The 20732-nt window shown below is 58.5% G+C and carries 22 protein-coding genes and 1 pseudogene; 6 read left to right on the forward strand and 17 right to left on the reverse strand.

All coding sequences use genetic code 11. The features are described 5' to 3' along the window. Positions 1 to 58 precede the first annotated feature (58 nt). The 14 genes and pseudogenes from ACR0DL_RS00900 to ACR0DL_RS00965 all read right to left on the reverse strand — a co-directional run. On the reverse strand, positions 59 to 1696 hold the full coding sequence (locus ACR0DL_RS00900; protein WP_170395522.1) for an ABC transporter ATP-binding protein: 1638 nt from the start codon (positions 1694 to 1696) through the stop codon (positions 59 to 61). Then, positions 1693 to 2508, reverse strand: a complete 816-nt coding sequence (locus ACR0DL_RS00905; RefSeq protein WP_170347927.1) for an ABC transporter permease — start codon at positions 2506 to 2508, stop codon at positions 1693 to 1695. The genes ACR0DL_RS00900 and ACR0DL_RS00905 overlap by 4 nt, the downstream gene beginning before the upstream one ends. Continuing rightward, positions 2505 to 3461 carry an ABC transporter permease gene (locus ACR0DL_RS00910; RefSeq protein ID WP_170347928.1) on the reverse strand — a complete coding sequence of 319 codons (957 nt, stop codon included), beginning with the start codon at positions 3459 to 3461 and terminating at the stop codon, positions 2505 to 2507. The genes ACR0DL_RS00905 and ACR0DL_RS00910 overlap by 4 nt, the downstream gene beginning before the upstream one ends. A 15-nt stretch (positions 3462 to 3476) precedes the next feature. Then, positions 3477 to 5063, reverse strand: coding sequence for an ABC transporter substrate-binding protein (locus ACR0DL_RS00915; protein WP_170360434.1), 1587 nt, complete (start codon positions 5061 to 5063; stop codon positions 3477 to 3479). 259 nt (positions 5064 to 5322) lie between these two features. Beyond that, positions 5323 to 5724: a hypothetical protein gene (locus ACR0DL_RS00920; protein ID WP_480687161.1), complete on the reverse strand. Its 402-nt coding sequence runs from the start codon at positions 5722 to 5724 to the stop codon at positions 5323 to 5325. A gap of 51 nt (positions 5725 to 5775) precedes the next feature. Next, a complete protein-coding gene (locus tag ACR0DL_RS00925) occupies positions 5776 to 6879 on the reverse strand; it encodes a glycerate kinase type-2 family protein (RefSeq protein ID WP_480687163.1) in 1104 nt (367 codons plus the stop codon). Next, positions 6879 to 7316 carry a D-aminoacyl-tRNA deacylase gene (gene dtd / locus ACR0DL_RS00930; protein ID WP_480687164.1) on the reverse strand — a complete coding sequence of 146 codons (438 nt, stop codon included), beginning with the start codon at positions 7314 to 7316 and terminating at the stop codon, positions 6879 to 6881. Before dtd ends, ACR0DL_RS00925 begins: the two co-directional genes overlap by 1 nt. 25 nt (positions 7317 to 7341) lie before the next feature. After that, positions 7342 to 8010 carry a nitroreductase gene (locus ACR0DL_RS00935; RefSeq protein WP_480687166.1) on the reverse strand — a complete coding sequence of 223 codons (669 nt, stop codon included), beginning with the start codon at positions 8008 to 8010 and terminating at the stop codon, positions 7342 to 7344. 103 nt (positions 8011 to 8113) lie between these two features. Continuing rightward, entirely contained in the window at positions 8114 to 9202 is a 1089-nt protein-coding gene (locus ACR0DL_RS00940; RefSeq protein WP_170395536.1) for a TFIIB-type zinc finger domain-containing protein, read from the reverse strand. Positions 9203 to 9237: 35 nt separating this feature from the next. Next, positions 9238 to 10386: an SPFH domain-containing protein gene (locus ACR0DL_RS00945; RefSeq protein WP_480687168.1), complete on the reverse strand. Its 1149-nt coding sequence runs from the start codon at positions 10384 to 10386 to the stop codon at positions 9238 to 9240. Between the two features lie 22 nt (positions 10387 to 10408). Further along, the gene (locus tag ACR0DL_RS00950; RefSeq protein ID WP_480687170.1) at positions 10409 to 11335 is read right to left on the reverse strand and encodes a DUF2927 domain-containing protein; all 927 of its coding nucleotides are present in this window, start codon (positions 11333 to 11335) and stop codon (positions 10409 to 10411) included. A gap of 43 nt (positions 11336 to 11378) precedes the next feature. Continuing rightward, on the reverse strand, positions 11379 to 12569 hold the full coding sequence (locus tag ACR0DL_RS00955) for a toxic anion resistance protein (RefSeq protein ID WP_170409038.1): 1191 nt from the start codon (positions 12567 to 12569) through the stop codon (positions 11379 to 11381). Positions 12570 to 12599: 30 nt separating this feature from the next. Continuing rightward, on the reverse strand, positions 12600 to 13514 hold the full coding sequence (locus ACR0DL_RS00960) for a 5-bromo-4-chloroindolyl phosphate hydrolysis family protein (protein ID WP_480687172.1): 915 nt from the start codon (positions 13512 to 13514) through the stop codon (positions 12600 to 12602). A 177-nt stretch (positions 13515 to 13691) separates the two neighbouring features. After that, positions 13692 to 14498, reverse strand: a pseudogene (locus ACR0DL_RS00965) (pseudouridine synthase); the annotation flags it as partial. Between the two features lie 61 nt (positions 14499 to 14559). Here ACR0DL_RS00965 and ACR0DL_RS00970 point away from each other — a divergent pair. After that, positions 14560 to 15021, forward strand: a complete 462-nt coding sequence (locus ACR0DL_RS00970; RefSeq protein ID WP_170347939.1) for a nucleoside deaminase — start codon at positions 14560 to 14562, stop codon at positions 15019 to 15021. Here the strand turns inward: ACR0DL_RS00970 and ACR0DL_RS00975 are convergent. Continuing rightward, entirely contained in the window at positions 15011 to 15703 is a 693-nt protein-coding gene (locus tag ACR0DL_RS00975; protein ID WP_480687174.1) for a metal-dependent hydrolase, read from the reverse strand. The two genes, ACR0DL_RS00970 and ACR0DL_RS00975, sit on opposite strands and share 11 nt — an antisense overlap. Before the next feature lie 60 nt (positions 15704 to 15763). Between ACR0DL_RS00975 and ACR0DL_RS00980 the strand changes: the two genes are divergently transcribed. Then, entirely contained in the window at positions 15764 to 16420 is a 657-nt protein-coding gene (locus tag ACR0DL_RS00980) for a ceramidase domain-containing protein (RefSeq protein WP_480687176.1), read from the forward strand. Here the strand turns inward: ACR0DL_RS00980 and ACR0DL_RS00985 are convergent. Together ACR0DL_RS00985 and ACR0DL_RS00990 are read right to left on the reverse strand one after the other, a co-directional pair. Then, positions 16411 to 16974, reverse strand: coding sequence for a DUF4202 domain-containing protein (locus ACR0DL_RS00985; protein ID WP_480687178.1), 564 nt, complete (start codon positions 16972 to 16974; stop codon positions 16411 to 16413). The two genes, ACR0DL_RS00980 and ACR0DL_RS00985, sit on opposite strands and share 10 nt — an antisense overlap. Before the next feature lie 148 nt (positions 16975 to 17122). Continuing rightward, positions 17123 to 17281, reverse strand: coding sequence for a hypothetical protein (locus ACR0DL_RS00990; RefSeq protein ID WP_170360410.1), 159 nt, complete (start codon positions 17279 to 17281; stop codon positions 17123 to 17125). 228 nt (positions 17282 to 17509) lie between these two features. On the opposite strand from ACR0DL_RS00990, the gene gatC reads away from it, so the two are divergent. From gatC to ACR0DL_RS01010, 4 genes are read left to right on the forward strand one after another with little or no spacing between them, the layout of a single operon-like run. Then, positions 17510 to 17797, forward strand: a complete 288-nt coding sequence (gatC, locus tag ACR0DL_RS00995) for an Asp-tRNA(Asn)/Glu-tRNA(Gln) amidotransferase subunit GatC (protein WP_058280141.1) — start codon at positions 17510 to 17512, stop codon at positions 17795 to 17797. Positions 17798 to 17800: 3 nt separating this feature from the next. Further along, on the forward strand, positions 17801 to 19288 hold the full coding sequence (gene gatA / locus ACR0DL_RS01000) for an Asp-tRNA(Asn)/Glu-tRNA(Gln) amidotransferase subunit GatA (RefSeq protein ID WP_480687180.1): 1488 nt from the start codon (positions 17801 to 17803) through the stop codon (positions 19286 to 19288). Positions 19289 to 19328: 40 nt separating this feature from the next. Then, positions 19329 to 20042: a hypothetical protein gene (locus tag ACR0DL_RS01005; RefSeq protein ID WP_170395549.1), complete on the forward strand. Its 714-nt coding sequence runs from the start codon at positions 19329 to 19331 to the stop codon at positions 20040 to 20042. Further along, positions 19987 to 20700, forward strand: a complete 714-nt coding sequence (locus tag ACR0DL_RS01010; protein ID WP_480688454.1) for an N-acetylmuramoyl-L-alanine amidase — start codon at positions 19987 to 19989, stop codon at positions 20698 to 20700. The genes ACR0DL_RS01005 and ACR0DL_RS01010 overlap by 56 nt, the downstream gene beginning before the upstream one ends. Positions 20701 to 20732: the final 32 nt, after the last annotated feature.

Here is a 20732-nt window from a genome sequence, read left to right on the forward strand (position 1 = left end):
ACCTGTCATCAGACAAAGCGCCGGGATTTTCAGTTTTTTCAACCTGTCGCGAACCGGGTCAGTTCCCGGCACTCTCCATCTTGCGATGGGCGACAACCTCTTCCAGCCAACCCAGATGCATCTCGGGCACCGAACTGAGCAGCAGGTCGGTATAATCGTCGAACGGTGGGCTCAGCACCTGGCTTTTGGGACCATAGCGGACCACGCGGCCCTGATACATCACCGCGATGCTGTCGCTGATCGCTCGAACCGTCGCCAGATCGTGGGTGATGAACAGATAGGCCACGTCCTCGATCTTTTGCAGGTCAAGCAACAGCTTGAGGATGCCGTCCGCCACAAGTGGATCAAGCGCCGAGGTGACCTCATCACAGATGATCATCTTAGGCTTGGCCGCCAGCGACCGCGCGATACAGACACGCTGTTTCTGACCACCGGACAGCTCGGCCGGATAGCGATCCATGAACTTTTCGCCCAGCTCGATCTCATCCAGCAGTTCGATGATCCGCTTGCGCTTTTCCGCGCCGCGCATGTTGAAGTAGAACTCCAACGGACGCCCGATGATCGTGCCGACGGTCTGGCGCGGGTTCATCGCCACGTCAGCCATCTGATAGATCATCTGCAACTCGCGCAGGTCTTCGCGGGTGCGGCCTTTCAGATCGCCACTAAGCTTGCGACCGGCAAAGGTGATCTCACCATCGCGCGGCGGCAGCAGGCCGGTGATTACTCGCGCCAGCGTGGACTTGCCCGAACCGGATTCGCCCACAACAGCCAGCGTTTGCCCCGGATGAAGCTCGACATTTACGTTGTGCAGCACATCGAAATTCAACCCTTTGTAGCGCGCGGTGATACCGTCAACGCTCAGCACGGGATCTGGTGTGGGTTTCTTTTCTTCGTGCTCGATCGAGCGGACCGAGACCAGAGCCTGCGTATACTCTTCCTGCGGGTTGTTGATGATCTGGTCGGTATTGCCATACTCGACCGTATTGCCCATCCGCAGCACCATGATGTCGTCACTTACCTGCGCCACGACCGCAAGGTCATGGGTGATGTAAAGCGCGGCAACGCCGGTGTCTGCAATGGCCTCTTTAATGGCCATCAGAACGTCGATCTGAGTCGTCACGTCCAGCGCGGTGGTGGGTTCGTCGAAAACCACCAGATCGGGTTCGGGGCATAGCGCCAACGCCGTCATGCATCGCTGTAGCTGACCGCCTGAAACCTGGTGCGGATAGCGCTCACCGATATTGTCAGGATCGGGCAGGCCCAGCTTGGCAAACAGCTCCCGGGCACGGCCTTCGGCCTCTTTACGGCTGAACTTTTTCTGTTCGACCGCGGCCTCAACCACCTGATCCATGATCTTTTTAGCGGGATTGAAGGAGGCTGCCGCGGATTGGGACACATATGTGACTTCACCCCCGCGCAGCTTGCGGATATCGCCATGCGATGTCTTGAGGATATCGCGCCCGTTGACCCAAACTTCACCACCGGTGATTTCCACGCCACCCCGGCCATAAGCCATCGAGGCCAGGCCGATGGTCGATTTACCGGCACCGGATTCGCCAATTAGCCCCAGCACCTTGCCAGGCGCGAGGTCAAAGCTGACCCCGTGCACGATTTCGATGTCATGGGGTTTTTCACCCGGCGGGTAGACGGTCGCGCCGATTTTGAGGTCGCGGACCTTGAGAAGGGCTTCTGTCATCCCCGGCCTCCTTTCAGCGATGTGGTACGGTTCAGGACCCAGTCAGCCACAAGATTGACCGAGATCGCCAGCGTTGCGATAGCGACAGCTGGATAAAGCGCTGCGCCGATGCCATAGACGATGCCATCCTTGTTTTCCTTCACGATGCCGCCCCAGTCCGCCAGCGGCGGCTGAACGCCCAGACCCAGGAACGACAGGGTCGAGACAAACAGAACCATGAAGATGAACCGCAGGCCCAGTTCCGCAACCAGCGGCGACAGGGCGTTGGGCAGGATTTCACGGAAGATGACCCAGACCTGGCCCTCACCACGTAGGCGCGCGGCCTCGACATAGTCCATGACCGCAATATCCACGGCAACGGCGCGGGCCAGACGATAGACACGGGTGGCGTCCAACAGGCCCATGACAAGGATCAGAACCGGGATTGTCACCGGCACCATGGCCAGAACAACCAGCGCAAAGATCAGTGTCGGGATCGACATGATCAAATCCACCGCGCGCGACATGACCTGATCGGCCCAACCACCCAGCACCGCGGCCAGGAAGCCAAGGATGGACCCGGTCACGAAGCTAAGGATCGTGGCCGCCGTGGCGATAAAGATCGTCGTGCGCCCGCCATAGATCATCCGGCTAAGAAGATCGCGGCCAATGTTGTCGGTACCCAGCCAGAATTGCGAGCTGGACGGCTCCCATACATCTCCCACGACCTCAGCCATGCCATAAGGGGCCAGCAGAGGGGCGAGGAGGGCGATGATGAAGTACAGGGCTGTAAAGGCCAGCCCGATCATTGCAGAGATAGGGATGTTCTTCATTTCGGATGCCTCAGCCTTGGGTTGGCCAGAATGGCAACAATGTCTGCAATCATGTTCAGTCCGATATAGATCGCGGCAAAGATGACGCCGCAGGCCAGAACCACCGGAACGTCACGCTTGGTCACGTGGTCCACAAGGTACTGCCCCATTCCGGGATAGACGAACACCACCTCAACCACGACGACGCCGACGACCAGATAGGCCAGGTTCAGCATCACCACGTTGACGATGGGCGCGACGGCGTTCGGGAAGGCGTGGCGATAGATAACTTGAAAATTGCTCAGACCCTTCAGCTCTGCGGTTTCGACGTATGCAGACTGCATCACGTTCAGGATCGCGGCGCGGGTCATGCGCATCATATGCGCCAGAACAACGAGCGTCAGAACGATAACGGGCAGAGCGATCGAATTCAGCTTTTGCCAAAAGGACATGCTGTCATTGATCATCGCCAGCGGCGAGAACATGCCCAGCTTAACGGCAACGAAATAGACCAGCACGTAACCGATCAGAAACTCGGGGATCGAGATGGTTGTGAGTGTAACCGCTGAAATCAGCTTGTCCGGCCAGCGGTTGCGGTAACGCACGGCCAGCAGGCCCAGAAAGATGGCCAGCGGAACCGATACAACGGCGGCCCAGAAGGCCAGAAACAGCGTGTTGCCCAGACGACTGCCAATAGAGTCAGCAATATCCAGTTTATTGGTCAGGGATTGACCAAGATCACCCTGAACAATGCCGCCCAGCCATTCGAAATAACGGGTCAGGGCGGGCCGGTTGAGGCCCATTTCCTCGCGCAGGTTTGCCAGCGCCTCGGGGGTTGCAGCTTGGCCTAGGACCGCTTGCGCAGCGTCCCCAGGAAGGGCTTCGGTGAGGCCGAATATCAGAGCCGATGCACCGAAGAGAAGCAGGAATCCCAGCGCAAGGCGCTGGGAAACCAATTTAATGATAGGATGCATTATCCGTGGGCCCTATCAGGAGAACCACATCTTGCGCGACATGTTGCCATTCATCATCTCTTGGGTCGGATCGTTTTCCCAACCTTCCAGCTGATTAGTGACGCCTTCGACAAAGTCATTGAACATTGGGCAGATCAGGCCGCCTTGGTCACGGACCATCATGCCCATCTTGCTGTAGATGTCCTTGCGTTTGTCGTTGTCCAACTCAGCGCGCGCTGCAAACAACATCTCGTCGAATTCTGGAACCTTGAAACGGGTATCGTTCCAATCAGCACTAGACAGATAAGCGGTTGAGTACATCTGATCCTGCACCGGACGACCGCCCCAGTAGGAAGCACAGAAGGGCTGCACGTTCCAGACTTCGGACCAGTAGCCATCGTTGGGCTCGCGCTTGATTTCCAGTGGGATACCGGCCTGTGCTGCTGTTTGCTGGAACAGGGCCGCAGCATCCACGGCACCTGGGAAGGCGCCATCTGCAACGCGCAGGACGATCGGCGAACCGTCATGGCCCGACTTCTTGTAATGCTCAGCCGCTTTCTCAAGGCTGAACTCGCGCTGAGGAATTGACCCATCAAACAGCGGGTATGCTGCGTTAACAGGCATATCGTTGCCAACTGTGCCGTACCCGCGCAGAACCTTGTCGACCAAGTCCTGACGGTCAATGGCGTGTTTCAGTGCCAGACGTAGTTCGTTGTTGTCGAACGGCGCGGTGTCGCAGTGCATGATGAACACATAGTGCCCGCGTCCCGCCGTCGAATGCACGGTCAAATTCGGTGCGCGACCCAGCAAGTCAGCAACCTTCGGCTCAACGCGGTTGATCGCGTGAACCTGCCCACCCTGAAGAGCCGCCGTTCTGGCAGTCGCATCGTTGATGACAATTACTTCGACGCTGTCGAAATTTCCGAAGTCGGGATTCCAGTGGTTTTCAAACTTCGTGTACAGGTGACGTACACCGGGCTCATCCACTTCTACCTTGTATGGTCCAGTGCCGATACCCGCACCTGGGTTCTCCATACCGCCGTCTGGCTGAATGATCAGGTGATAGTCGGCCATTAGATAGGGAAGGTCGGCGTTTGGTTCTGTCAGGGTGACTTGGAAGTTATCGCCATCGGCCTTCATCGACTCGATGCCTTTCATGATGCCCAGAGCACCGGACTTCGAATCTTCGTTTGAGTGGCGCTCCATGGTCTTCAGTACGTCTTCACTGGTCATGGTCTTGCCGTTGTGGAATTCGACGCCCTGACGCAGTTTGAAGGTCCAGACTTTGGCATCCGCGCTGCCTTCTACGCTTTCTGCCAGACGAGGTTCGATCGAACCGTCGGGTGCAACCTCTACCAGCTGGTCACCAAATTGCTTGCCGTTCTGGAATGGCACCGAGCTTGCATAGGTTGCTGGGTCAAGCGAGTTGGTGGATTCACCGCCCTGAAGACCGAACTTCAGATCACCGCCTTTTTTCGGGCCTGCCGCACGCGCGGCATCTGCAAACATGGTGCTTGCCATCGCTGCGGTGACACCCAGAGCCGCCGCTTTCCCCATGAATTCGCGGCGGGTCAGCTTGCCCGCTGTGACCTGCTTGGTCATGTGAGTGAGTTGTTCGTTCATTCAAAGATCTCCCAGTTGATTGGATTATTAGCCCTTTGCGGGCTTTTTATTGACGCATGAGTCAAAGTAGGCGCATTTCGGTCAGCCGAGCAAGGGTAAATGTCTGACTCAATCCGGCGAATGATTTATATTTGATCGCGTGAAATGGTATCTTCCACCTGCTTTGTTGATAGCAAGCATTCACCATCAAAGGCATTCATTTCTGCCAAGGGGTAGAATGTCGGTTCTTCTTCCTGCATTTCGCATGACGTCCCTGTTCTCAAATCGATACCAATCCGACTGATTTCCTGCCTGCGGCGGCATTATTCATGGCTTTGATTGCCCCGAACATTTCCCAGACCGAGCAGCGCCACCAATTGTTGTCTAGCGCTTGGCGGGTGTAAACTTCTCTTATCAGGTCTTCGCTGCTGTAATTGCCGCGCATATCCAAACGAATGCGACCACAGCCGTGTTCCGCGAACCGCAAAGGGGCCAGCGTATCCCATATCGAGACGCCGTCGCGTTTCTCAAAAAGCAGAATGCCAAAAATGGCGGGGGCAGAGGTTTTCAGAGCATCCGAGGGGCGGGACACGCGGGCCGACCGGCGACAATCATCGCGCATACTAGTGCCTACGTTGGAAAGGTCTTGCATGATGTGTAGCGCGTTTGAGGGCGGCGTCATTCAGATATTGTCCGGGTGTTTTATAACCCGGGCAGTTCGAAAACCGTCAAATCATGTGCGGATCGCGACAAGCAAGTCCATCACGTTTGTTCCGGTCGGACCCGTCACCAGCAAGGCGCCCACGCGATCCAGATAGCTGCCGCTGTCTGCCTGTTGTAACGCCAACTCGGCGCTGTCGCCCCAAGTGGTGCCGTCGACGACAGCTCCGGCGGCTTGCGTCGGCCCGTCTGTGCCGTCGGTGCCGCCGACTACCACCGTGAATCCGTCGCACCCTGCAATCTCGCGCGCGAGTGCCAGTGCCAGCGCCTGATTGCGCCCGCCGCGCCCCGGATTGTCAGGTAGTACGACGGTTGGTTCACCGCCGAAGATCAATGCCCCTTTAGGCATGGTGCGGATACGTTCGCCAAGCGCTTCGGCAATTTTCAGGAAATCATCGTGCAGGCATTCTTCGTTGGCGTGTACCGGGATGCCGTCGTCTTTTGCCAATTCAGCAGCGGCTGCGCGGGCGTGGGCGTTTGAAGCCACGATTTGAGTCATCGCCGCAAAATCAACCTTACCCGGCAGCGCTCCGATGCCCGACCCGACAACATTCAGATCATCGCCCGGTACATCCGAAATCGCCAGAACGGTCGCCCTGTCGCCCTGGAAATGGGACAGCAATCCGCCCCCCTTGATCCGCGACAGTTTGCGCCGTTCCGCATTCATCGTGGTGATGTCCAGCCCTTCGGACAACAGCTTTTTGTTCAGCTGTTCCAGATCATCCAGTGTCTTACCCGGCAGCAAATCCTCGGCCAGCGAGGATGCCCCGCCCGAAACCAGCAACAACAAATGCGAGCCCGGCTTCATTACCTCAACCGCCTCGCGCAATGCCTGACCTCCCTGAAGGCTGCGCGCGTCCGGAACGGGGTGCGAGGCTTCGATCACAGTCACATAATCCGGCAGATCAAGTCCGTGGTCGTCCTTGGTGACAACCAGCGTCGGGCGCGGGCCGAAATGTTCCAGCGCCGCGCGCGCCATGGACGCGGCGGGTTTGCCGACAGCCAGTATCTGATCGGGTTCGGGGATGTCCTGCAAAACCTTGCTGGTTGCTACGTGGCCGCCCACAGCGTCGACCCCGGCTTGCCAGACGCGAATTGCCTGTTCTTTCCTGTCCATCAGCTTTCCATCCAAATCGTGACGGGCCCGTCATTGACCAGTTCCACGGCCATATCGGCACCGAATTGTCCGGTCTCTACCGGCACACCATGGGCCTGCAACCGCTGGGCAAAGACCTCATACAAATGTTTGCCGACATCCGGTGCGGCGGCTTCGGAAAAACCGGGCCTGTTGCCGCGAGACGTATCGGCTGCAAGTGTGAACTGGCTGATCACCAGCGCGGACCCTTCGATATCTTTCACCGATCGGTTCATTTTACCGGCATCATCTTTGAAGATACGCAGCTTGGAGACCTTGGCGGCAAACTGATCTGCCTTGGCTTCGTCATCGTCCTGCATGGCACAGATCAAAATCATCAACCCCGGTCCGGTCTGACCGATCACCTGACCGTCGACCGAGACGTTGGCACGTGAAACTCGTTGTAGAACAGCGCGCAAAATCGTTCTCCGCTTGGTGTGCTTGTCATCCGACCCAGTTTACGATCTCACTCAGATCGGCGCGGTCGGTGCGAAAGCCGTTGGCGGGATGATCTGTATCCGCATAGCCAAAGGAAATCGCGCATAAAATCAACCGGTCTTCCGGGATATCGAAATACCTGCGCAGGAACGGGCTGTAGGTGGCAAGTGCGGCCTGCGGGATTGTGGCGATGCCAAGCGCCTGCGCGGCCAGTGAAAATGCGGTGATGAACCCGCCGCAATCCAGCGCGCCATAGGTACCAAGCTCAGCCGGGCTTGTGACGATGGCGCAATGGGGTGCCCCGAACAGAGAGAAATTCTGCATCATCTGCCGGGCCGAAGCATCGCGGTCACCGCGCTCAACCCCGACAGCCTCGTACAAAGTCCAACCACAGGTTCGACGGCGATCTTGGTATACACCGGAATAAGAGGTTGGAAAGGGAATGTCGGGGCAGGGGGTGCCCGTTGCGGCCTCGGCCTGTATTGCCGTGCGAAACCGGTCTGTTTCTGCGCCGCTGGTGATAGTGACGTGCCAGGGTTGAGCGTTGCACCAGCTAGGCACACGCGCGGCGCTGTTCAGGATTTGTTTGATCTGATCCTTGGGCACCGGATCGGGGCGAAAGGCCCGGCAGGAATACCGGGAGGCCAGCAACCGGTTCAGATTGGATAGTGTCACTCTGGCCTCTCCCCTTAGGCGTCGACGCCGTGGAGGATGGCGTCACGCAGCGGGAAGTTCAAGCGCTAACATCGACTGATTTCTTGGCTTGCCGACAGTTCTATCATTGTTGGCCGGTTGCCATCAGATACCCGACGCCTGCCGCCACAAGCAGACCCAGAATAACGGCAAGGGTGATCTTGATGGCGGACCAGGGGCGCTCTCCCTGAACGCGGCCCGTGCGTCCGTTCACGACGAACCGATAGGTCTGCCCACGGTATTTGTAGGCCGCCATCCAGACCGGCAGCAGAATATGCTTGAAGGTCACGTTTCGCACATCGGTGTCAATTGCGTGTATCCGCTGACGGTCGCCACCGATATCAAAGCGCACGTCGCGTTCGATCACCCGCGCCATGTATCCGCGGGCCTCGGTGTAACCCTCCTGCAGTTCCACGGTGTAGGCCTCGGCCCGGAAGCCGGCCAGATATTCTGGCTGATAAGGTTCCAACGCCGGCAGGTCCCAGGGCTCCAATGCGTCGGTATAGCTTTTGGGCAAAGACTGTGATGCCAACACCAACACGTCGTCAAAGAATCGCGCGACCCGCCCGGATTTCGGAGACCACCGCACCTTGGGCACTTGCTGTTGCACGCGCTTGCCGTCGCGCATGACGGTGCGGGTCTCGTAATAAACAACGCCCCGCTCACCGCGATAATTGGACGTAGTGTCCGCATCAAAAGTCCAATACGGCACATAGATGCCCTGCATTTTGCGACCTTTGCGGGCATATTCTTTCAACCCGTTGGGCGCGAACCAGAGCCGTCCCAGCCAATCCCCCATCGCCTTGTGCGCCGTGCGTTCATCCAGCGCAAAGGGCAGCACACCGCGCGGTTTGATATGCCGGTTGACGCCGGTATCCGTTACTACGGGCGTCGCGCAGAACGGGCATTCGGCGGCATGGGTGGCGGGGTCGAACTCGACCTGAGCCGCGCAATTGGGGCAGGACAGAACACGCGTTTCCTCGATCTCGCTGTCCGGAAGCTGTTCCGCGATGGCGGCGTTGAAATCCAGTTCTTTCAAACTGGCACCGCCCCAGGGGCCTGCGCCAATCGCTTCGGAATGCCCGCAATGGTCACAGGTCAGGCTGCCATCGCCGGGGTTGAATCGGTAGTCTGAGCCGCATTGCTCGCAGGGAAATCTGTGTTCTTCGTTCATCGTGTAGCCTTATTCTTACGCCGGTGACTGGCGCATTAGGCTCCAGGCGGTGGCGGCGGCAGGATGGTGAACAGCTGCGCCAGTTCCTGCACGTCTCCGGCCGTTTTCCAACCGTCCTGACCGGCGGTCCAGACATGGGTGTCGCGGGTGATCTCTCCGTCCGTTGCCATACGTCCCATCTTGGCTTTCGAGAACGGCCCACTGGTCTGCCCGTCCACCGCGATGTGCCACACATGTTCGACCGGGGGCGGAGGCGGCGGCGCGGCATGTGCTGCCGGTTGCGGTGCAGCGGGGGCGGAACTGCCCCACGGGCCGCTGGGTTGACCCGCTGCCATGTTCGACATTTGTTGGGCCATCGCCATTCCCATACCCATGCCAAGCCCGGCGCCCATGCCGCCGCCTTGACCGGGGTTGTTGGCCGCGGCTGTCATCGCCTCGGCGGCGGAATACTGAGTGAATTTGCCAAGATCGCCCGCCAACCCCATTGAGGTCCGTTTGTCCAGGGCCGCCTCAACTGCAGGCGGAAGTGAGATGTTTTCGATGTAGAATTCCGGCATCTCCAGACCGTAGCCATCCAGCACTGGGGAAACCTCGGCTGCAATCAGCTTGCCCAGATCGGCAGTGTTTGCGGCCATGTCCAGAACCGGAATGCCTGATCCGGCGATCACTCGGCTGAATTCCTGCACGATGATGTTGCGGATCTGAAAGCTGATCTCATCCATCGTGAATTCACCGTCGGTGCCAACGATCTCGATCAGGAACTTCGCGGCATCCTTTACCCGTACTGTATAAGTACCAAAAGCCCGGATGCGCGTCGGGCCGAATTCGGGATCCCGCAGCATGATCGGGTTCTTGGTGCCCCATTTCAGGTCATTGAACCGGGTCGTATTGACGAAATAGATCTCGGACTTGAAGGGCGACTGAAAGCCATGATCCCAGTGCTGCAAGGTCGTCATGATCGGCATATTGTTGGTCTCAAGCATATAGAGACCCGGCGTGAACACATCCGCCAACTGCCCTTCATGCACGAACACGGCGGCTTGACCTTCGCGCACCGTCAGCTTAGCGCCGTACTTGATTTCATGGCCCTCACGCTCGAACCGCCAGACCATCGTATCTCGGGTGTCGTCGACCCAGTGAATGACATCAATAAATTCTCCGGTCAGAAAATCGAAAATACCCATTTGGGGTCTCCTTTCCTTGGGCTCAGAGCTGCTGGCCCATCAATTCGCGTGCAATGATCCGCACCACGGGGCGGGCGTCATCCGCCGTCACCCCGGGCTGAAGGCGCGGGTCGTAAAGCATGGTCAGTAGTTTTTCGTCATGGCTGGTCAGCAGCGCAAACTCATCATCGTCGTTGAAAATCGAAGGCCGCGCTGCGGGGCTGTCGTTTGGAAGGCCAAGTCCCTGCGCAATTTCTTCGTGGATGCAACTCAACCGCAGCAGATTGGGTAGTTCTGCACGTATGTAAGCTACGGCACGGATTACGGTATTGGTGTCCTCTTGGCCGGAAAACGTAAAGACAAAACAATAAAACGGCTGGTCCAGCGTCCTCAGCAAATTCAACCTGTCGTCAGGGATACCCGGAACAAGTGATTTTAATCTATCCTGAGCGTAAGCCACGTCGTCCTGACCTGCTATGAAAACAAGAAAGTTCCCGTCACCATTTACACTTCGAACGTTGTGCCCGGTCGCTTTTTGCAGCCGTTTGGCATAGTTTTGAATGGTTTGCCGATCAGCTTCGCGGCTTTCCATAGAAACGCTCGGACCAAACTCAGTCCTGATGCGGATCGGGCTCTTCCAGCGATTTAACTTAATCTCGCTCGGGCCGCTGACAAATGCGGCGGATTTGCCGGAGTGTTCGTTGATGAAAGCAATTTTGCCAAAATTGCGGGCTAAATCATCAGCGTCATACGGTGTGTCAGGGCCTCCTCCGTCCGTTCGCAGCAAACCGCGGGTTAGCAGATCCCTCTCGACCCGCTGATAGAACCGGGCCAGGTCCTGACTGGCAGCGGATGGGGGGACATAGGCATTGGCGGCAGGCGCCAGTGCCTCTGGGCGCGGTTGCGGAACGACAGAGGATGTCAGCGTTTCATCGCAATTGGCCAGAGCCAATAGCAATAGAAAGCCCATGACCGGCTTCAGATATCCCGAAAACCGCACCCTTCGCCCGCCGTCAACCCGGTACTGCCGTACCGGCATTGTCGCCAATACCATCCTTGCGGGCTTTGGCCGCGGCCAGCGTATCGCGCAGTTCGGCCTCCATCTTCTGAAGCTCTTGCTCGGCGGCGGCACGCTTGGCCTTGCCCTCGTCGGCAATGGCCAGACTTTCATTGATGGTGCCGATCAGGTCGGCATTGGCTTGTTTGACCGCTTCGATATCGAACACGCCGCGTTCCATTTCCTCGCGGATCATCTTGTTCGATTCACGCAGGTTCGCAGCATTCGAAGTCAGCAATTCGTTGGTCAGGTCATTTGCATCGCGCACGGCCGAGGCGGCCTCGGCGCTGCGTTGGATGGTCACGGCTTGGGCCAGCTGGGTTTCCCACAGTGGTACAGTATTAACCAGCGTCGAGTTGATCTTGGTCACCAACGACTTGTCGTTCTCCTGAACCAACCGGATCGAGGGCAACGATTGCATTGTCACCTGCCGCGTCAGTTTCAAGTCATGCACGCGGCGTTCCAGATCGTCCCGCGCGGCGCGCATGTCGCGCAACTCCTGCGCTTTCATCACTTGTTGATCCTCGGGTGCAGCCTGAACCTCAGCCTCTTTTTCAGGGATATCCTGGCTGTCCAGTTCAGTCAGCTTTTCCTCGCCCGCCGCGATATAAAGCGCCAGCTCATCGTAGAAACCAAGGGTCTTTTCATACAGCAAGTCCAGTGACTTGATATCTTTCAACAGCGTGTGTTCATGACCCAGCAAGTCGTCAGTGATCCTGTCGATCTGGCTCTGAACTTCTTCGTATTGTGCGGTAAACTTGGCGAAGGGCGCAGCTTTGCCGATCAGCTTTTCCCACCAGCTGCGTTCACGGCGCACATCCAGTTCACTGACCGAAAAGCCCCGGATCGAGGTGACGATATCGCGCAGGCTGTCACCAGCGGGCCCCACATCCTTGTTGCGCACATCTGCCAGCATGGCCTGGCTGATTTCCTGCAATTCTGCCTGAGCGGACGAACCGAATGATACGATCGAATTCGTGTTGCTCATATCCAGCTCGTCCATGCGTTTGCGGATTTCAGCGCCGACAGGGTCGTCTGCATCTTCCAGCGAGATGACTTCGGTCGTGGGTTCAGGCAACGCAACGGCGGTTACTTCCTGTACCAGCGTTTCCGCTTCGACCGCCTTGTTCTTGATCTCATCGGACATGGGGTAATCCTTTCTCAAAAAATGGGCCGGTTAGTCCAACCGGACGCCTTCGCGCTGCAGCCGTTCGCGCAACACGTCAATTTCGACCGTCAGATCACTACGGTCATCCAACAACATCTTGCGGGTGCGGGCCGCGAAATTCTGTTCCAGATCGTCCAGCAGGGACGAATAATCAGCCAATGCCTGAGCATCCCGCGTGCGGGCATAAACATCGGCAAATTTCACCGTCGCATCACGGGCACCCTGTAGGTAGACGGTCAGGTATTTGCGGGCACCGGCCAGATCGCGTGGGTCTTCTTCGACCGTGCGAAACAGATCGCGGGCGGTGTCCTGAAACCGTTCGACACGCGCCTCGATCCGGCGGTCGCCCGCACGTTTGATGGCATCGGTCATCTCTGTCAGATGGGTTTCGGCATCTTCAACCACACGGGCCACGCGGTCTTGCTGAAAGGTATCGATCCCTTCCATGCCCTTGTCTTTCATCGGGTCCAGACCGAAGGACACGGAATGCAGGACCGTTGCTACCACCCCGAACAGGATCGGGGCCAGCAGGCCGACCTGAGCAGCAGTTTCGGCATCCAGGTATTCCGTCCGGTACGCGGCCACAGCGACACCAATACCGGTCAACACGCTAGCGAAAATCTTGCGTGGAAAGGCCGGGCGTCGCGCGGTGCGACGTGTGTTAAATTCGGCCTCGGCGCGCAACCCTTCGCGCAACAGAAAGGCAGCGGCGGTCAGCAGGCCAGCGGCGATCAGCCCGATCGTCATCCCGACTGCACCGTCGTTTAGCGACAGAAACACCAGAGGAATGGCAGGCAGAAACAGGATATTGGCCCGTGCGCCCGCCGGTTCGACACGCGCGCCATGAAATTGCCCGCGCTGCGGTTGGTCGTCGTCAGAGCTGCCGCCTTCGGGGCTGAATTTTCCGCCATACCGCTTAGCCATGCGCTACAGGCCCCCCAGCACGCCGGTGCAAACACCAAACATCAGCACAAGAAGGGCCGCATAGGCCAGTTTTTGCACTCCGGTCCCTGACATGGCGTTCCCCCGTGGAATAACTTACGGAAAATTTAGGCGATACGTGGGCTTGGCGCTAGGGGGAAGGTTGCTAAACCCGCGTCACTTGCGAGATTTCTTGCCGACCGGCGGTCGTTTTCGTTGCGGACGAGCAGGGCGTTTGGGTTTGGTTTCGGGCTCAGCGTCCAGCCCCAGTTGGTCGCGCATAACGCGGCGGCGGATCTCTTCAACCTCGCCGGGTTTCAGACTGCCCAGCTGGAACGGTCCGTAAGATACCCGTAGCAGGCGGTTCACGGCATAGCCGATATCCTCCATTGCGCGGCGAATCTCACGGTTCTTGCCTTCGCGCAGGCCGATGGTCAGCCATGCGTTTGCGCCTTGCTGGCGGTCCAGAGACACGTCCATCGGCAGAAAGCGTTCTCCGTCGATCACAAGCCCCCTGCGCAGCGGTGCAAAGTCTTCGTCCTTGGGGCGGCCATTCACACGAACGCGGTATTTGCGCAGCCAACCGGTCGAAGGCAGCTCAAGCTTGCGTTTGATGCCGCCGTCATTGGTCAGCAGCAGCAACCCTTCGGAATTCAGGTCCAGCCGCCCCACGCTCATGACGCGGGGCATGTCCTCGGGCAGGTTGTCGAAAATGGTGGCGCGGCCTTTTTCGTCGCGGGTCGTTGTCACCAGACCGGACGGCTTGTGATACAGCCACAGACGCGAGGGTTCAGGTTCCGACACAGGTTTGCCGTCGACGACGATCTTGTCTTTGGCGGTCACGTTTAGGGCTGGGCTATCAATAAGCTTGCCATTCACTGCCACGCGGCCAGCTTCGATCATGCGTTCCGCTTCACGGCGCGAGGCAACGCCCGCGCGGGCCAGCACTTTGGCGATCCGGTCGCCGGGAGGAGGGGTTTTTGTCATCCGCAGCCCATAGCGCATCCCGCCCGCTTGCGAAAGACAGGTTTCTGATGCAGTCAGAGGCATGACGTTCAAATCACATATGGATAAGGCGTTGGTCGAGGCGCGCGCTGCGGCAGATCGCGGAGAGGTTCCGGTTGGGGCTGTAATTGTCGCGCCTGACGGCCGGATCGTGGCTGCGGCGGGCAACCGAACACGCGAAATGAACGACCCCACTGCCCATGCCGAGATTCTGGCCCTGCGCACAGCCTGCGCCGAGGCCGGGTCCGAACGGCTGCCGGATCATGACCTTTACGTCACGCTGGAACCCTGCGCCATGTGCGCGGCAGCTTTGGCCGCGGCGCGTATCCGGCGCATTTATTATGGGGCTGCCGATCCGAAATCTGGCGGTGTGGCACATGGCGCGCGGGTTTTCACCCACACACAGGCGCACCATGTCCCCGAGATTTACGACGGCATCGCAGCTCAAGAAGCCGCCGATCTTCTGAGAGCCTTCTTCGCTGCACGCCGTGATATTAAAGAGTGATAGGTTTCATCAACTCAGGTTCGATCACGTCCACCCCCGGCAACCCATCAATCAGCGCCTGAGCAGACTGTTCCAGAATTGGGAAAGTTTTGTAGTGACAGGGAATCACCGTCTTGAAGTTGAAATACCGTCTGGCCGCATAGGCCGTGCCCTTCATGTCCATGGTGAAATGTCCGCCTGCTGACAGGATGCCGATGTCGGGCTTGTAGTAATCGCCCATCCACTCCATATCCGCCATGATGTCGGTGTCCCCTGACACGTAAAGCATGTGATCTTCCGAGGCTATCATGAAGCCGACCTCGCTGCCTCCGGTCCGCAGGCCGTCCGGCGTTGAAAAGGTCGAGCTGTGCGAGGCAGGCACCATGGATACCTTGACCCCGTTCAAATCCACTGCACCGCCTTTGTTGAAGCCGACGGTTTCCAGCCCTTCGGTCTCGCTCCAATACCCCATCAGGTCGTATTGGCCGACCACGGGAACCTTCAGATGCTTGGCCAGCGACACCACGTCAGCGACGTGATCGAAATGTGTGTGCGTCAGCAGAATGTGCGTCGCACCATCCAGCGCATTGTCATGGTGGTCCTCGGACAACACCGGGTTACCGGTCAGCCACGGGTCGATCAACAGCACCTGCCCGCCGGTTTCAATACGGAAACTGCCGTGGCCCAGCCAGATGATATTCATTGAAAAAATCCTCCTGATCATACTGTTGGCATCAACCTAGCATCGGCTATGTAAAAGTGCATGGACTGGTTTCAGGAAATTGACGGCTATTGTGAGCGTCTGTCGCCCGCCTATTGGGCCGAGCCGATCAACGCTGTAACAAACGCGGCGTTTCTGATCGCGGCGTTTGTTATGTGGCGGCGCGTTCGGGGGCGGGGGATGCCGCTGGCAATGGCGCTTGTGGTAGTTCTGGCCACCATCGGTGTTGGCAGTTTTCTGTTCCATACCCATGCGCAGATCTGGGCGGCCATGGCGGATGTCATGCCGATCCTTCTGTACATTCTGGTCTATATCTTTGCCATCAACCGGGATGTCTGGCGGTTTAGACCGATGATCGCGGCAATCTTGACGGCCCTGTTCATACCTTACGCGGCGCTGACCGTGCCCGTGTTTCAGCTTGTTCCGGGGCTGGGCGGATCAGCGGCTTACGCTCCGGTTCCGCTGCTGATCCTGATTTATGCATTCCTGCTGCGCAATCGGGCGCCGGATACAGCGCAGGGACTGGCCATCGGGGCGGTGATCCTTATCGTCTCGATTGCATTTCGTGCGCTCGATGACCCCATTTGTGCGCAGGTGCCGCTGGGCACGCATTTCATGTGGCACATCCTGAACGCCACCATGCTGGGATGGATGATCGAGGTCTATCGTAGGCATCTGGCGCGCGTGTCTCAGACCTGAAACGCGGCGGCCAGATGTTCCGGGAGGTTAAATTCGGACAGCACCCGCGCCCGTCCGTCGCCTGACATCTTGCGCGCGGTTTTCTCCACAATGCGTTGAATTTTCTCGGCCGAGTGTTTTTCCGCGAAAGGCGCGAAATACCACTTGAGGAAAACGAAACAGATGACATCTTCTAGCGCCTGAACCTCGTCATCGCGCTTGATGCCCTGTTTGCGCAGCATGCGACCGGCGGATTCGGCCTCGTCTTTGCTGTATCCAGCTTGCTCCATCAGCCCCATGACAATCTCGGCGTGATGTTCAGCCTGTGCCTTGCGCCAGGTCAAGTATCCGGTTCGGCCTTCGGGGTATTCGCTGCGAGCCAGCTTCCAGCGTTCCACATGCTGACCGCGTGCCGCGATCTGCAATGGGTCCGACGCGTCTGGAAACAGCCGGTCCAACTCGGTGCTCATCCTCTGGCCGTATAGCAGGGCAGCGGGTTGGCCATCTTCGATTGTGGGGTCTTGCCTGTTGGCCGCATCTATTGCGTCCAGAACCGCTTGCTTGCGTGCGCTCATCTTCCGCTCCGTTGGGTTTCGCCGGATTTACGATGCAATCCGACCGGTTAGTTCGCACCATCGTAGCGGTTGGTTTCATCGGATGCAGCAGTCAATTGCATCCTGGCCGGGCCAGTCGGGGGATTCTGGCCCGGCGGCAAAAGGCACCTTATTTGCCGACTTTGGCGCTATCCTGTGTCACCGTCTCGGGCGAGGGGGTCGGGAACGAGACGTCGGGGATCAGGGTTTGCGTCGTAGGGCCGAAGGCCATGGCGGGGGTGCTCAGAATGGTTGCGGTCAAAAGGGCTGCGGTAATGAAGGTTTTCATTTTCTTTCTCCGGTTTCTGGCTGTGCCATGGATCATGAGGTGAACAGTTTGGTTCACTTTTTCAAGGCGAAAACTGAACTAATTGGTTTACTTTTGCGTATACTGGTTATTCAGTTTTGAATGGCTGGACGCGCCGACGACGGAAACAGCGTCACATCCACTCTTCGGCGGACTTGCGACCCGGGCATCAGACGGGTAAATGCCCCCTAACGCATATGAGGTTTTCCGATGTCGATTGACCAAAGCACCGCCGCCAAGGTGGCCAAACTGGCCCGGATCAAGGTCGAGGATGACGCGCTGCCCGCGCTGGCATCCGAGTTCAACACCATTCTTGGGTTCATCGAGCAACTGAATGAGGTCGATGTCGAAGGCGTCGAGCCGATGGTCTCGGTCGAGCCGATGCGCCTTAAACGTCGCGAGGATGTGGTCACCGACGGCAATCAGCAGGCCAAGGTTCTGGCCAATGCCCCCGACGCACGCGAAGGCTTTTTTGCAGTCCCCAAAGTGGTGGAGTAAGACATGAGCGATCTGAACAAACTTGGCCTGGCCGAGGCCCGCGACGCGCTGCGTAAGGGTGATGTGACCTCGGTCGAGCTGACCGAAACCTGCCTTAAGGCTATTGATGACGCGGACGCGCTGAACGCTTTTGTCCATAAAACGCCCGAGATTGCGTTGGAACGCGCCAAAGCGGCGGATGAGCGGATCAAGGGTGGCGACGCGCCGTCAATGTGTGGTCTGCCGATTGGTATCAAGGACCTGTTCTGCACCAAGGGCGTGCCTTCGCAGGCCGCGTCAAAGATTCTGGATGGCTTCAAGCCTGAATACGAATCCACCGTGTCGCAGCAACTGGCCGATGCGGGTGCCGTGATGCTGGGCAAGCTGAACATGGACGAATTCGCCATGGGCTCGTCCAACGAGACATCCGTCTATGGCAACGCGGTAAGCCCCTGGCGCCGTGGTAATGATGACGCGCAGCTGACACCAGGTGGCTCGTCGGGCGGCTCCGCTTCGGCCGTTGCTGCCGACCTGTGTCTGGCCGCAACCGGCACCGATACCGGCGGTTCGATTCGTCAGCCTGCTGCCTTTGTTGGCATCACCGGTATCAAGCCGACTTATGGTCGTTGTTCGCGCTGGGGTATCGTGGCCTTTGCATCCTCGCTGGATCAGGCCGGTCCGATGACCAAGAACGTACGTGATGCGGCGATCATGTTGGAAACCATGTGCGGTCACGACGCCAAGGATTCGACAAGCGCCGAATTGGCCGTTCCGAATTTCGAGGCGATGCTGACGGGTGACATCAAAGGCAAGAAAATCGGTATCCCAAAAGAGTACCGCATGGATGGCATGCCCGCCGAGATCGAAAAGCTGTGGTCTGAAGGGGCCGAAATGCTGAAAGCGGCAGGGGCCGAGATCGTCGATATCTCGCTGCCGCACACCAAATACGCGCTGCCTGCGTACTACGTGATCGCACCGGCTGAGGCCTCGTCGAACCTCGCGCGCTATGACGGTGTCCGCTATGGCCGCCGCGCGCAGTTGGCACAGGGCGACGGCATCACCGAGATGTACGAAAAGACCCGCGCCGAAGGTTTTGGTCACGAAGTGCAGCGCCGCGTCATGGTCGGTACATATGTGCTGTCCGCAGGTTTCTACGACGCTTACTATAATCGCGCGCGTCGCGTCCGCACCCTGATCAAGAAAGACTTCGAAGATGTCTTCGCCGCAGGTGTCGACGCGATCCTGACCCCGGCAACGCCGTCGGCCGCTTTCGGCCTGGGTGAAATGACCGAGGCGGACCCGGTTCAGATGTATCTGAACGACGTCTTTACGGTGACAGTGAACCTGGCCGGTCTGCCGGGCATCTCTGTGCCTGCCGGTCTGGACAAACAGGGCCTGCCGCTGGGTCTGCAGCTGATTGGTCGCCCGTGGGAAGAGGGCGATCTGCTCAACACGGCCTATGCGCTGGAAAACGCCGCCGGGTTTGTGGCCAAGCCTGGCAAATGGTGGTAATCCTCAAGTCAGGCAAGACAACGCAAGACGGAGCAGCTGGATGCGCTTTACGCTTCTGATCCCCGCAATCGGGTTCGTGGCCGCCTGTAATTCGGTGGCCCCGATAGGTGGCACGGATTTCAACACCCCCACCTATCAGGCACAGCGTGAGGCCCAGTTGGCGGGGCAGGGATATACTGGTAACCCGCTGCTTGGCCCGCCCGACGTGTCAGAACAGCAGCTGGGCGCGCCGGGCACAGTAGCCCCGTTGCCAACCGGCGAAAATGCCGACATCGCTTCGGCGACCGCGGCTGCGCTGGCTGGCACCTCAGGGCAAGGCGCGATCACTCCGGCACCGTCGCCCGTCGAAGACCCCATCAACAACGCGATTTCCGATGAGCAGGATTTTGGAGCGGTCTCTGACCGTCGCACCATCGAATCCGACGCCGCATTGATCGAACAGAACCGCCAGACCTATGAGGTGGTCGCGCCCACCGCCGTTCCGGAACGTGGAACGGATGGTCAGCCCAATATCGTGCAATACGCGCTGAACACATCGAACCCGGTCGGGACCCAACTATACAGCCGTGCAGGTCTGAACCTTCAGGCCAAGGCGCAGCGCAATTGCGCCCGCTTTCCATCCCCGGATCAAGCTCAGATTGAGTTCCTGTCCAACGGTGGCCCGCAACGCGACCGCAAGGGACTTGACCCGGATGGCGATGGCTATGCCTGTGGCTGGGACCCCAGCCCGTTCCGCAGTGCCGTCAACAACTGAGCCGCTGAAGCCTATCTGGCACCCGTCCCCTAACTTTGGTGAACGCAGGGATGGGCTGACCCCGTCGCTGATCGTGCTGCACTATACCGCGATGGACAGCGCAACCGAGGCGCTGGACCGGCTGTGCGACCCTGCCCATGAAGTATCCGCGCATTACCTGATCGGTGGGGATGGTACACTCTGGCAGATGGTGCGCGAGGAGGATCGGGCCTGGCATGCTGGGGCGGGTGAGTGGCATGGCCAGAGCGATATCAATTCCCGTTCGATCGGAATTGAACTGGACAACACCGGCGCGCACCCTTTTTCCGAGCTGCAGTTGGACGTTTTGGAAACCCTGTTACACCAGATCATGAACCGGTGGGCTATCCCCCCTGAACATGTAATTGGCCATTCCGACATGGCACCGGGCCGTAAGTCCGATCCCGGTCCGCGCTTCCCTTGGCAGCGGCTGGAACACATGGCCCTTGCCGGAAAGCGCTCTCAACACGCCCCCGGCAAAACTCCTTTAAATACGTTCAATGCGTTGGCGCGCGCCGCAGGCTACTCGGCGGAGACGGACCATGACACGCTTCTGGCCGCGGTGCGCCTCAGATATCGTCCATGGGGTGACGGCCCGTTGGAACCGGCTGACCTTATACCCTTGATCAAGAAAACCTGATCCACCCTTGACGCCGCCGTACCCAAAGCATA

The sequence above is a fragment of the Ruegeria sp. BB5 genome (assembly GCF_056539405.1).